Here is a 13,780-nt window from a genome sequence, read left to right as displayed (position 1 = left end):
GGCGCGTGCGGCGTCTACTCCTGGCCGTACGGCGCCACGGTGACCTTGTGCTGCTGACCGCTCAGGGTGACCGTGTAGGTGACGGGGCCGGTGATCTTACCTGGATGCCCCTCCGGGATGTTGGTTTCCGACGCGCCGGTCTCCGGGTCGCGCCCGACGTTCTTGGGCCCTTCATGCCTGGTGGCGAAGAACTTCGGCGCCACCTGCGGGAAGAGCGCGTAAGTGAGCACGTCCTCGTCGCTGCCGTCGCACCCTTCAAGCGGCAGTGCCGCCGCACGCAGCTTGCCCCATTCAGGCTCCAACAGATCGGCGGGACGCACGTCGATCGGGTCCTTCTTCGCGTGCCGCCGCGCCATCTCGACCACCTCCGGGTTCAAAACTCCCGGAGCCGCGCCGTAATAGCCGAGCATCAGGTCCGCGAACTCACCGGTAAGCACCTTGTAGCGCCCCATAAGCGTGTTCAGCACCGCCTGCGTTCCGACGATCTGGCTCGTAGGAGTAACCAGCGGCACGTAGCCTGTGTCCTTGCGCACCACCGGGATCTCTTCCAGCACCTCGTGCATCCGGTCCGCCGCCCCCTGTTGCTTCAGCTGGCTCTCCATGTTAGACAGCATTCCGCCGGGGATCTGGCTCCTGAAAATTTCGGTCTCCACGCCGGTGACCGTGGAAAGGAACTCGCGGTAGCGCGGCAGGATCTTCGAGAAGTGCTCCTTCACGCGCAGCATGCGCGCGAGGTCGATCTTCGTACTGTTCCCGGTATGCTCCAGCATCTCCACGAAGCTTTCGGTCGGGTTGTGCCCCGGGCCGAGGCTCATCGAGCTCACCGCGGTATCCACGCAGTCGACACCCGCCTCCACCGCCTTCATGAGGCTTACCATGGTGACGCCCGTGGTCGCGTGCACGTGCAGTTGCACCCGGGTCTGCTCCCCGCAGTTCTCCTTGATGCCGCGCACGAGCTCGTAGGCCGCTTGGGGCTTGATGAGCGCCGCCATGTCCTTGATGCAGATGGAATCACACCCCATCTCGACCAGACGTTTCGCCTGATCCACGTACGCCTGGGTGGTGTGGATCGGACTCACCGTGTAGGAGATGGCGCCCTGGGCATGCTTGCCGCATTTCCTGACCGCCCGGACCGAGCGCTCGATGTTGCGCAGGTCGTTCAGGGCGTCGAAGATGCGGAAGACGTCGATCCCGTTCTCAGCGCTCTTGTCGACGAAGCGGTCCACCACCTCGTCCTGGTAGTGGCGGTACCCCAGGAGGTTCTGCCCACGCAGCAGCATCTGCAGCGGCGTTTTGGGCATGAGCTTTTTGAAGGTTCTCAGCCGCACCCACGGATCCTCGTTCAGGAAACGGATGCAGGCGTCGTAGGTGGCGCCCCCCCAGCATTCCAGGGACCAGAAACCCGCGTTGTCGAGATCCTCGCAGGCGGGGATCATGTCCTCGATGCCGAGGCGCGTGGCGATGAGGCTCTGGTGGGCATCACGCAGAGCCAGCTCGGTGATGTCGATGATTCGGTTCATGTCTTCCCTCCCTTTTTGTCACGAAGGGATAGTCTACGGGAAGCGGATTCATTGGCAATAGCTAATCTGGATTTTAAGAGGGCTGTGGGGGTGGAGCGAGGGGATGTTGACGTTATTTGAGCGAAAGGTGATGACTAATCAGGAAAGCTTTTAAGCTAGTGCGAGGATCTCCTGGTAGAGGGAGTAATAGGCCTGCCCTTCCTTCTCGGGGCAGCACTGTTCGCGCACGAGGTCACGTCCGTTTTTACCAAGACGTTCACGCAGGTGGGCGTCGGTCAGCAGTTGTTCGGCCTTGGTCTTGAACTCCGCCGCACCATGGTAAACGAGACCGTTCACGCCGTCTTTCACGATGGAGCGGTTCCCCTCGATGTCCGCCACGAGGAGCGGCTTCGCGTAGGCCGATGCCTCCAGCACGGTGTTGGCCATCCCGCCTTCGGTTAGGGAGGTGTTCAGCACCACGTCGACCCGGCGGTAGAGCGGTCCCATCGACTCATGAGGCACCACGCCAAGATACCTGGCGAAAGGATAGCTCTCCAAGGCCTCCATCACCTCGGCGGCGTAAGCCGTGTCGAGCACCGGGCCGGCGATATCAAGACGAAGCTGCGGGTAGCGCACGTGCAGCTCGGCGAGCGGGGCAAGCGGGAACATCACGTTCTTCACCGGGCGCAGACCGGCAGGAAGCAGGAAGGTGAACGCGCCGTTTGCTTTCGCGGGCGCAACGGAAGCGAACTCCTTGGGAAGCTCAACCCCCTGGCGGATCAGGACGGTGCGCTCCTCGAGGCTGTGCAGGTGTTCCCCCAGCCGCTTCTTCACGCAACCATGGAAGGCCACCAGCCGCGCGGCACCGCGCAGCGCACCGTGCATCTCCAGGGCGCGCTGGTCGCACAGCGCCTGGTAGACGTCGGTGCCGGTCAAGGTAATCAGATAGGGAATGGACAGCAGCTTGGAAAGCGCGTAGGCCACGCGCCCGCCGTGGTAGGCATGAAAGGCATGCAAAAGCTGCGGCTGGAACTCTTTTACCGCCTGCTGCAGGCGCTCTCCCGACAGCCGGTCCACCGGGAATACCTGCACCTCGCAGCCAAGAAGTCTCAGTTCACTCTCGATACGTCTTACGGTAACGGCGTTGCCGGTTTCAGCAGGATAGTAATTGGGGGCGACAATGCCGACACGCATTAAGAACCTCTGCAGGAGTATTTTCACCGCATCATTAAAAAGCCGCGACCGCGGCAGGTTCAGATAATAGCCTCAAAACCCGCACTAGGCAAGGGATAAACCCTTGCCTCACTCAAACGTTCATGGTACCTTACGCACCATTCCGAGGTGCAACACATGAAAATTACCATCCTCGGCTCTGGCACCTCGACCGGTGTCCCCATGGTCGGTTGTCACTGCCAGGTCTGCGGCTCCTCTGACCCGCGCGACAAAAGAACACGTGCCTCAATCCTGGTCGAGTCCCAGGGGCAACGCATCCTCGTCGACACCTCTACCGACCTGAGGACGCAGGCGCTCAGGGAAGGGATACCGCAGATCGACGCCGTTCTGCTCACCCACACCCATGCCGACCACATCAACGGCATAGACGACCTGCGTGGCTTCCATTTCATTCACCGCAAGGTGATCCCGTGCTATGGCAGCCCGGACACCATCGGACAGGTGCGCGGCACCTTCTCCTATATCTTCGAGGGGCTCTGCTCGGAGGGATACTCGCCGCTTATGGAATCGCACCCGGTGGAGGCCCCTTTCGACCTGTTCGGCTGCCGGATCACGCCCGTCCCCATCAGACACGGCTCCTTCATGGCCACCGGTTACCGTTTCGACGACGCTGCCTACCTCACCGATTGCAGCGAGATACCAGAAGCCTCCATGGAGCTTCTGCATGGGCTCGACCTGATGATCATCGACGCCCTGCGCTTCTCTCCGCACCCGAACCATTTCAACATCGAGGGTGCCTTGAGGATCACCGAGATTCTGAAACCGCGCCGCACCGTGCTGACCCACCTGACCCACGAGGTGCACCACAGCGACGGCGAGCGCCTCCCGAATGGGGTGGAGTTCGCCTACGACGGCATGACGCTCGAGCTTTGAGGAACCAAGACCTGAAGAACGGACGGAACTGATGTTCAGAGACATTCGGCTGCACGGCTATGCAAACGACCAGATCGAGTTCTACGCCATCACGGCGGGCAGCGAGGCGTACAACCGGTACTTCTTCAACACCGATCCGACCGATCCCGGCGAGATCCGCTTCTTCTCTCCCGGCAACGAGTTCATCATCGGCAAGAACGGCATCAGCCACCGCGGCAACGGCGGCTCCTTTTGCGAGTACATGTTCGGGGTGGACCAGCCCATCGCGGACCTCGCCAAGGAAGACGTCTCAAACCGCCTCATCATCTACGGTACCCACTACGACAGTCGCAGCGGTACGCTGAGGTTCAGCGAACGCACCGAAGGGTACGTAAGCTACGACAAGATCTTCTTCGACGGCAACGCCATCTTCAACTATTTCTTCGCCCTTACCGGGGTCGACTTCTCCGGTCCGATGCACGAGCAGCAGGAGCGCATCCTCAGGGTGCTGGGCAAGGCGCTCAAACGCTCAGGCGCCGTGGGCGAGGAACAGGATAACCTGATCATCCGGGAAATCCTCGACATCATCGACGACCCCAACGCTCACCTCTTCCTCTTCAAGCTGATCAACGTCCGGCACCGCGAGTACAGCGAGGCCTTCAAGGCACTCTACTTCAACAACAAGAAGATAACCGACGCCGAGTTCCAGTCCCTGGCCGTCCTCGCCGAGCGCTACGGCATAGACCGCTACCAGCAGGAGAGGATCCGGATCGACGTGATGTACAAGCATCCCGACAACCGGCGCATCGTCGACGAGTACAAGAACATCCTTATCGCCTGCAACCGGAAGGGCGAGATAAACAAGCTCGAGAACGCGCGCCTGACGCGCCTCAAGACCCTTTCGGTGCGCAACAAGATCCCGGGCGCTCTTTTTTACACCCTGGACGAGATGCTCAAGAAGGACAAGAAGCTGGTCGACCTGGAGGAGAGCAACTACATCTCCGAGACCCGCACCATCCTGGAGGGGATGTTCCTTTCCGAGCGGCAGATCGAGAGCAGCATCGACGCCGAGGACATGCTGAAGCTCCTCTACGCAAAGAAGCAGGCGGCGGAGAACCGCGACCACGCCTTTGAGGAGATGCTCTTGGACGCCAGCAAAGCCTGCGACGAGAAGATCCGCGACGGCGCCGACATCTCCATCCTGGAAGGCTATTCCTACATCATCACCTATTTCGACCGCTACGACGCGACCTCCTCGGCTATCAACCAGCTCGCCTTCATGGAGAACGTCAGGATTTCCGAGGAGATGATCCGAAGCCTGCTCGGAAACAAGCACGCCTTCGACATGCTCGCCCCCGACCTCTTCAAGAAGCTCTTTCTCTCCGGGATCTTCGAGGACAAGTACCTGGGGATCTACGGCAGGAAAAAGGTGAGCCACCTGGCATCCGGCCTCAAGCTCATCGAGGAAAACCGCCTCACCACCAGCGGGCTTCTCGAGCAGTTGGTTAAGATCGACAACGACGAGCGCCTGCACCTCACCCTGCTCGCGCACATCAAGGACCGCATCCGCAACTTCTACTCCAAGTACGCCACCAAGGGGGACCAGGACGCTCTCAAGAAGGAGCTTGCCGAGGAGCTGAAGAACAAGAAGCTCATCGACGGCGAGATCCCGGACCACCTGTTCCGCGAGGCCATCCTCACCATCAAGAAAGAGGCGGTGTACATCCACAACCTGCTGCCGCAGATCATCCTGGAAAAGAGCTGGGCGCTGCGCGAGGACTTCCTGGAGAACTCCGGCCTCGACCGCTTCTACGTCGAGGAACTCGAGCGCGAGTTCTTCGAGCTGAACGGCCTGGACCTCGAAGAGCTGTACCAGATCAGGAAAGGGTTCAACTAAAGCAGAAGCTGCCACCACGGCGTCGGCTTTCATGGGGCGAATCATCATTCGCCCCTCCCCTCCCCTCCACCCATCCTCATCACAGTCCCATCACTACCATACGCCCCCTTGACACCCGCCCCCAATTCCTTTACCGTGCCCTGTGTAAATTATGTACTCAGGAGAGCACATGGCTGTTACAGAGCAACAACTGAAGACGCTCGGCGATCGCATCGCCGCCTACGGGAAAGAGAACCTCGACGAGATGCTGCACCTAGTCGGCGAAGGAGCACGCCTCGTCTCCGATCAGGAACGCGTTCGCATTTACCTCGAAGACCTCACCCGAGGCGCCCTTTCCTGCGCCTTTGCCTGCGGCAGCTTTGCCATGGAGATCCGCCAGGAAACCTTCCCCATAATCTCCGCCGAGGCGGCCGTTTCGAACACCTTCGTAACGCAGATGCCTGCACAATTCCTGCGCCCGGCCGACAGCGGTCTCCCGCTAGACCAGGACTTCTCCCGGCGCTTTGAGATCGACGGCACCACCATGCTCCCGATCACCAGTAACGGCAAGTCCATCGGGGTTGCCTGCGTGGACGGAGAACTCCTCTCCCGCGACCGCATCGAGATGCTCATCCCCTTCCTCGCCCGCGCCGGGGAACCGGTCGATCATGCCCGGAAATACCACCAGCAACTGCTGCTGGCCCGCCGCGTCGAGGTCTACAAGAAAAGGGAAGCCGCGAGCTTCATGGTCCGCTCCGCGGTGCACCTTATCGACGGGCTCACCCTTGCGTCGGTGCTGATCCCGGTGCGCGGCGGCATGGAGGTGCTGGCAAGCCACGCGGAGAACCCGGAGCTCAAACAGCGCTACGACAACGTCGGCAACATCGACTTGAAACACGGCACCTCCCTCGTCTCCCGCTACGTCAACGAGGCAGGCGTCGTCACCGATGACCAACTCCTTAAACCGCTCTTCATCGCCGACTTGCAGGATCAGACCATCCAGCGTCGCGCCCTCACCGAGGAGATGGGGCTGAGAACCCTCTACATGGTGCCGCGCCTCGAGCCCGGCACGCGCCGCCTCATCTGCCTCATCAACTACTTCACCCGACAGCTTGCGAGCTTCTCCGAGTTCGAAGAGGGGCTTTTGCAGACCCACGCCGAAATGGTGGAGCGCGTCATCAACGAGGTCGGCGGTGAGCACCTGGAGATCAAGGTCCTCTCCGAGATCTCCGACCTCTTGCAGGAACGCAACGAGGGGCTGCACCCGTTTCTCACCAAGGTCCTATCGAAGGCGACCGAGCTTATCGGCGCCGATACCGGCAGCATCGCCATCGTGCAGGAGCGCGAGGGGGAAAAGTGGCTCGTCGTAGAGAACGAGGAAGGGACCATCGTCGGTGCGAAGAACAAGGAGTGGCTCAAAAAGAAAATCCCGCCTTTCAAGATCGGCGGAGATGACCTCCCCATCCAGGAGCGCAGCCTCACCGGCTACGTCGCCTGGACCAAGGAGCCGAAGATAATCGGGCAGGTCGCGGATACCTCGCAGCACTCGGGATTCCACCGGCCCATGAACGAGCTGATCAAGAGCGAGATGGCCGTCCCGGTGATCAGCGACGACGAGGTGATCGCCGTCATCTGCCTCAACTCGCTGCAGGAAGGGTACTTCACCGAGGAGCACAAGCGGATCCTGCAGATCATCGACCGCCTGACCTCGCGGCACATCTCCGACATCCAGCGCATCGAGCGACTGCAGTCCGAGGTGAACAAGCTGCAAAGCGACATCGCCTACAAGGACCCGAAGGTTTCCTCGTACCGTCTCGGCAACATCATCGGCAACAGCCGCAAGGCCCAGGAGATAGTCGCCTTCATCAACACGGTCTCGCAGCCGCTATCGAACCGGATCGCCCTGTGGAGCCGCCACGTCCTGCAGGAGGCCACCATCGGGCTCCCGTCCATCCTGGTGCTCGGCCCCACCGGGGCGGGTAAGGAATTCTTCTTCAACAACCTGTACAACAAGCTGAACGAACTGTACCGGCAGCAGATCAACCCGGACGGCGAGCTCCCGGTGAAAAAGACGAACATCGCCGCCTACAGCGGGGACCTAACCTATTCAGAGCTTTTCGGGCACATCAAGGGGGCCTTCACCGGCGCCTACAGCGACCGCAAGGGGATTCTGGAAGAGGCATCCGGCGGCATCGTATTCCTTGACGAGATCGGTGACGCCGACCCCAAAACCCAGGTGCAGCTTTTGCGTTTTCTCGACAACGGCGGTTTCGTCCGTCTCGGCGAAAACCGCGAGAGGATCAGCCGCGTTCTGCTCGTCGCCGCCACCAACAAGGACCTGAGAAAGGAGATCGCCCTCGGAAACTTCCGGGAAGACCTGTACCACCGCCTCACCGAGCTCTCCGTCATGGTCCCGTCATTGAACGAGCGGCGCGAGGACATCCCCGACCTCTCCACCCACTTCCTCGGCAAGCTCTATCGGACCTACCGAAGCACCGAGGAAGCGGTCCGCGACGACGAGCCGAGCCTCTCCAACGACGCCAAGGAAGCCCTCGTCGGCCACAACTACAAGGGGAACATCCGCGAGTTGCGAAGCATCCTGCTGCGCGCGCTGTTTTTCAGGACAGGGAAGCTCGTGACCGGCGATGACATCAGGAAAGCCATCAGGGATGGAGCACAGGAGCAGATGGTGCCGGCCTCCGAGCGTTTGGCCGAAGAAGTGGCCAGCAGCATCATGACCGAGATAGAGACTGGAAAGGATTTTTGGGAAGCAGTCTACGAGCCCTACTCACAGAGCAGGATTTCCCGCGACGTGGTGAAGTTGGTAGTCGAGCGGAGTCGGAGTGCCGCCGGCAAGAGCATGCCCGAGGTCGCCCGTCACCTGAAAGCCATCACCGGCGACGCCCAGGAAGACGAAGAAGAAAGGAAGCGCTTCTTCAGGTTCAAGAACTTCCTTTACAAGACGGTGAAGATTTGAGGGGTTTGGAAGGGGTTAGAAAATAGCACAAAACCTGATAAAATTCAATAACTTACAACTTGACACCAGAAACAGGACCCGTTAATCTTTTAGCCAGGATTAGCGGGTTTTTTCGTTTCTGTCGTACCTTTTCGTACCTTTTGGGTGGTATAAGCCTTGCAAAAATGCGAAAGGTACGAAAATCGCCCAGGAGGCGCACCATGCCTAGACTTAACTTCACCGTACGCAACATCGACAAGCTCACCTTCGACCCCAAGAAGGGGCCGGTCGATTATTTCGACACCAACACCAGGGGGCTCGGGATCAGAGTCGGCCAGTTCAACAAGACCTTCTTCGCCAAGGCCGACGTGGTGGACTCGACCACGAAGAAGGGGTACCGGACCGTCCGCAAGGTATTAGGCAGGTTCGGCGAGATCACCCTGGAGCAGGCGCGCAAGCTGTTCATGGGATACGACGACAAGCAGGAGGGTTTCGTGCCGGGGGTAAGGCTCGTGCTCAAACGCGAGAAGGTAAGGACCAACGGCTCCGACGTCACCTTGGAGCAGATGCTGGAGGCGTATTTCACGGAGAAGCGGACCTCCGACGGAAAGGACTACAAGCCATCGACGGTCAGGGGGTACACCAGGATCGTCACGCACCATTTTGACAGCTGGCTGACGCTCACCCTACCTCAGGTGGCAAAGCTCACCCCGGACGTCGTCATCGAGAGCTACAAACACTCGGAGGGGAAGCACGGGCCGTACGGTGCGAGAAACGCCTACGTGATGCTGTCGGCCATCATCAGCTACGCCATGGTGAAGTACCCCGCCGCGATCGGCACCAACCCTCTCAACGTGCTGCGGTTCGGAAAGCACATGAAGAAGATCCAGGCGAGGACCGAGCGGCTGGAGGGGAAGGAGTTCCAGGTTTTCTACCAGGGGATACAGAAGTTCAACGAGAACATTCGTGACTGCTACCTGTTCTGCCTCTACCATGGTTTGCGGAGCCAGGAGGCGGCGACCCTGCGCTGGGAGTATGTCAACCTGGACCGGCTGACCTTGACCATCCCCGACACCAAAAACCGTAAGCCGCTCTACGCCCCGCTCTGCCGGCAGTCGCTGGAGATACTGGAGCGGAGGCTGGCGCAACGCGAGGAGGGTTGTCCTTTCGTGTTCCCAGCGGTGAAGACGGTTCGCTACAGCACCAACAAGACAGGGCACGTCAGGCTCATGGCGACGGCGCTTAAGCTCAACACGGGGCTTGACATCACCGTACACGGCTTGCGCCGAACTTTCATAACCACGGCGAGGCGGCTGAAGATCTTCGAGGACGCCGACCGGCTCACCAACCATGTGGACAGCTCGATCTCAGGAAGGCACTATGATGCCACGGATGTCGAGGACCTGCGCAGGCCGCTACAGACTATTGCCAACGAACTCGAAAGGCTTATAAAGGAGGGGGCGGCGAAGGTACTTCAGCTCCACTAACGCGGAGAGCGCAGCGGCTTACCAGCTGTCGCCCTTTGTTGGCTGCTTATCTATTTCTATGCCATTCCTGCATTTCCATGAAATCGTAATAGTCGTTTACTCGTTGGTGCTCAATGTCAGCTTTTATTCCATCTATGCAGTTCGGACATGCCTTGAACTCAGAATATCCATAGTTATTGTGTATATAAGTTCTACCCTCGTCATAGTCTGTGTCAAGGTCTTCAAGAAATGACTCCATATCATCTTCAAAGCACAGTTCTCCACATTGAGGGCATTCTACAACCTCTTCTGTTTTTCGGCAGAGGAAACATATATTTCTACCATCCTCCACTATAAAGGTGTCTTCCCCGCAATTTAGGCACCGCCAAGCAAGATCTGGTGAGAGTCCTTCCTCTTTGATACGCTTCAACGCTTTATGTCGAAGCTCAGTAAAGCACTTTTCTATTTCCATGACTGATTCCAGAAGGTCACCTGGTAAGATATCTTCTACCTCAACTTTCAAAAATCGGCCCTGAAAATATACTAGGAAAGCAAAAATTTCCGAAAATTTGACCATTGCAAATTCCTCAGAAACTTCAAATTCAAAGTGCGTGATTTTATTTCTTATATCTACCGCGTGTTTTATCTTTCTCTTTTCTTCTTCAGGAATAATCAGACCAAGTATGTTTGCATTCTCAATGCGACAAAGCGCTTGCTTTATTGAGATTGTATTTTTAGGAGAGTCAATATTGTCAAAAATCAAAAGATGATGCTCTCTTCGAAGCAGTTCCTTTAACGACAGCTCAACTGCTTGGACCAAATTTAAAAGGGCGAACTGCCATTGCTGTACATTATGCCGCGCGGCGAGAGCCTTGCTCGCCGCTTCGGCCATGAACGCATGGCTATTCTCTAGGAGGGAAAGTTTATGTTTTTTAGTTTCCATTTTGTTCCTACGCCAACACCAAGAGCGCAGCGGTTGATCGCTATCGCGCTTGGTTGAGCTTTCTCCATCTAGGCGGGTTTAATCCGACTTTGCAAGGCTTCTCTGATGCCGCCGCTTTGTTAAGTTTCGTATTCCTCTGTCCTAGAAATCTTTCGACGGAATCTTTCGATTACATGCTTGTCGTTCGCCCACGACTGAACCCTTTTCATTTCAACCACATCAAGATTTTCTACTCGCTCAAACCCGTGGCCATAAATTCCGAAGCTTTTTCCTATCTGACAATCCTCCAGTCCGCGAAGCAATAATCGAAGCTGTTCTTGGACTTCTAACAACCCGTCAACAATTTTTATAATATCACGAGTCTTAATCGATGAAATGATGTACCGATGGATAATGCGATTTCGCGAGTCATACAGTTCGTTCAATCTTTCCTTTATTTTTACATCGATCACGCCGAGTTCAGTGGCTTCACTGAAGATGCTTCTTTCAGAAATTCCCTTTTCCTTATCACCCTGGGAAAAATACTTAACTTCAATTAGGTCTGTCTGATCTCGCAACTGCTTCGCAATTACAATAGCCAAGCGAAGGAAAGCATCAATTTGGTTCGTCACAACAACCACGATTTGGACATAGCTTTCAGATTCAATCGCAGAGTTGAGTAGATCGTATGACGCAGCCAGAGCTCCCAAGAAGCGATCATATTTGTCTAGGTTAGCGGCTCGCAACCTGTCATATTCTGGAATTATGATGATTTTCTCCAGAACTTTCTGCACGAGATCCAACTGTACTTGGATCCGCAAATCGTCACGCAATTTCCGACCGTATATGTACTTCCCAATTAAGGCTTGATCGCCCATTGATCCATAGTATACATACGTGTCAAATTGCTCTGAGTCCATTCGAGACTGAGTCCACTTTAACACGTTTTCTTGAGGCTTAGCATCCGGTGCTAGCTCTTCGAGTGGATAACAACTCAACTGGAAACATCCAAGAGCATTCTCATATGGTTCAAAACTATACGGCGGCCCTTCGATTCTTGGTTCGACAATTGGATTTCGGTACTGCCATTCCATTGGGATCTGAGTAATAAGAATCCCGCGAGGCTCAGTCCAGTGTTTCCACATTCTTTCTGTCATTTACTCGGCTACTCCAAAGATAAAGTGCTGCAATTCCAATATTACTTGTATCTCAAAGTCGCCTATGGCTTGATAATCCTTGGGGCCTAGCTGTCGACTCTAAAGCCTTTAAAACCTTTAGGAATAAAAACACTACTTGTGAGAGGTGGTGGAAAGTCGTTATGAGAGAGTTTTTCTGTCCATTTTTCAAGTTTAGCAATGGTAACTGGTTCAGCTACTATATTTATTGCTGGTGGAAACTCGTCATCATTCTCTGTTTCAATATTGGGATATAAATCACCGCCATGTTTGACAATCCCTGCTAGCCCCCAATCGCTTTGCGTGCTCCAAAATAATGGGCCTCCGCTCATTCCACTTAGCACGTTAATGCCATTTGTTTGCTCTATGACATCAACAATTCGGATTGTTCTCTCAGAAAACGTGTCAAATTTTGCCCTAGCAACAACAAAACTTTTGCCAAAATTATCAATATTAGGGATAGGAGAGGGCGTTAGCTTTCTGTTCATTTCTGGGTACCCGCACGCAATGCCCGTGAGGTGTCGATCTTCTAAAAGTTCAACTGAATTCCAATCTTTTCCAATGGTTATGCAAGATTTACCCAGACTTTCAACAAGTCCAGGCGGTAGCGCTCCAATTGCAATATCAGGGCTAGGCATTCCGGATTCGGATGGGACAGGGAAAAACCTTGTGTTTAAATGAATCTGCTGCTGTCCCTTGGAAATGAAGAAGTGGTACTTTGCTATATCCGGCAGCGGCAATTCTGCTATTCTGGCAAGTTTTTTATCATTGTCGCTATTTTGTTGATCGAGCTGTTCTTGTACATGTCTACACGTCACGCCGTACTCTTTGCCCCTAAATTTGATAAAAGTGACGGTACCATTTCGGATTGCAGCATAATTCCCATTCTCAGGAATGACTGAAGAATTCCCTCCAAAAAGCAACTCGTCCTTCTTCGCGATAAAGATGTGCGCACAGAAGCGATCTGTGACGGAGTCATTTCCGCAGACCAGATCATCGTGAACGCAATAGATGCTTTCTTTTTCTTCTGATGTCATATCAACTCCTGTTTTTTCGACCAACGGGGCTGCTGGTGAGCGGCGGAGCGCACCAACTCTTACAGACTGTTGTTACCATCTCTCGCCGACTGTGGAGTCCGTCTCTACCAGTTTTTGTTGAGAGATGCGGGCTGGAAGCATGAGAACCATTGCTCCCATCAGATGGTGCGAAGACAGGGGACGCACATATTCTTATGGGCGGCCCCTGCCGCCCCCAATTACAGTTCCTCCGGCCAATCATACTGGTAGTCCCACACCATATCCTGGTGAGCTTCAATCATGGGCTGCATTGTCCATGTTTCGATATCTGCTGGCCGGGGTTTTCCTTTCCATCGCTGCCAGCCATCATCACGCCGTCGACCTACGAGGTTTTTGCTTTCCGCCTCGGCAGAGAGATACCCCCACCAGTCATACCATGTCTGCCAACATAGTCGTTATCCTGCACAACAATTGAGGCAATTGGGGGCAGTAATTCATCATCACATCTACGAAAGATTTCGTATAGTGCCTTGGCAACAGCCCCACCTCCTGGGCCAAGGGGGACGCCTGTTTCAGTGCTGACTGTGCCATAGGTAACGACCTGTTTGGTCGGAATTACTTCCATGACTAGGTAGCGATAAACAAGTTTTGCGTTTGGTGAGAGGGACATCTCTTGTTCCTCCAATGCGCTCAGAAGCATTCGTCGGTGGCTAAAGTACAAGCCAGTGGCCGGAGCAATTCGGCGTTCATCCGCTTCCGTCCCCTTCCGGAACTACCCCTAATGT

9 protein-coding genes are annotated in these 13,780 nt (G+C 55.9%); 4 read left to right on the top strand and 5 right to left on the bottom strand.

Annotation, left to right across the window (positions count from 1 at the left end):
• Positions 1-14 precede the first annotated feature (14 nt).
• Both D6Z24_RS18540 and D6Z24_RS18535 read right to left on the bottom strand, forming a co-directional pair.
• Positions 15-1,520: a methylmalonyl-CoA carboxytransferase subunit 5S gene (locus D6Z24_RS18540; RefSeq protein ID WP_129128107.1), complete on the bottom strand. Its 1,506-nt coding sequence runs from the start codon at positions 1,518-1,520 to the stop codon at positions 15-17.
• 150 nt (positions 1,521-1,670) lie between these two features.
• Complete coding sequence (locus tag D6Z24_RS18535) at positions 1,671-2,693, bottom strand: GPMC system family 4 glycosyltransferase (RefSeq protein WP_129128106.1); 1,023 nt, start codon at positions 2,691-2,693, stop codon at positions 1,671-1,673.
• Positions 2,694-2,849: 156 nt separating this feature from the next.
• Between D6Z24_RS18535 and D6Z24_RS18530 the strand changes: the two genes are divergently transcribed.
• The 4 genes from D6Z24_RS18530 to D6Z24_RS18515 all read left to right on the top strand — a co-directional run bounded on the left by D6Z24_RS18530 (position 2,850) and on the right by D6Z24_RS18515 (position 9,903).
• A complete protein-coding gene (locus tag D6Z24_RS18530) occupies positions 2,850-3,605 on the top strand; it encodes a GPMC system MBL fold metallohydrolase (RefSeq protein ID WP_129128105.1) in 756 nt (251 codons plus the stop codon).
• Positions 3,606-3,636: 31 nt separating this feature from the next.
• A complete protein-coding gene (locus D6Z24_RS18525) occupies positions 3,637-5,481 on the top strand; it encodes a TIGR04442 family protein (protein WP_129128104.1) in 1,845 nt (614 codons plus the stop codon).
• Positions 5,482-5,650: 169 nt separating this feature from the next.
• On the top strand, positions 5,651-8,437 hold the full coding sequence (locus D6Z24_RS18520; protein WP_129128103.1) for a GPMC system transcriptional regulator: 2,787 nt from the start codon (positions 5,651-5,653) through the stop codon (positions 8,435-8,437).
• A gap of 200 nt (positions 8,438-8,637) precedes the next feature.
• Positions 8,638-9,903: a tyrosine-type recombinase/integrase gene (locus D6Z24_RS18515; RefSeq protein WP_162605187.1), complete on the top strand. Its 1,266-nt coding sequence runs from the start codon at positions 8,638-8,640 to the stop codon at positions 9,901-9,903.
• Between the two features lie 46 nt (positions 9,904-9,949).
• On the opposite strand, the gene D6Z24_RS18510 is transcribed toward D6Z24_RS18515, so the two are convergent.
• From D6Z24_RS18510 to D6Z24_RS18500, 3 genes are all read right to left on the bottom strand, one after another.
• Entirely contained in the window at positions 9,950-10,825 is an 876-nt protein-coding gene (locus D6Z24_RS18510) for a hypothetical protein (RefSeq protein WP_129128101.1), read from the bottom strand.
• A gap of 119 nt (positions 10,826-10,944) precedes the next feature.
• Positions 10,945-11,961, bottom strand: a complete 1,017-nt coding sequence (locus D6Z24_RS18505) for a hypothetical protein (RefSeq protein WP_246014725.1) — start codon at positions 11,959-11,961, stop codon at positions 10,945-10,947.
• 86 nt (positions 11,962-12,047) lie between these two features.
• On the bottom strand, positions 12,048-13,016 hold the full coding sequence (locus tag D6Z24_RS18500) for a hypothetical protein (RefSeq protein WP_129128100.1): 969 nt from the start codon (positions 13,014-13,016) through the stop codon (positions 12,048-12,050).
• Positions 13,017-13,780 lie beyond the last annotated feature (764 nt).

This window comes from Geomonas oryzae (genome assembly GCF_004117875.1).
GTDB classification, from domain to species: domain Bacteria; phylum Desulfobacterota; class Desulfuromonadia; order Geobacterales; family Geobacteraceae; genus Geomonas; species Geomonas oryzae.
The sequence above is the reverse complement of the archived record's forward strand: the minus strand, read 5'-3'. Positions and strand labels throughout refer to the sequence as shown.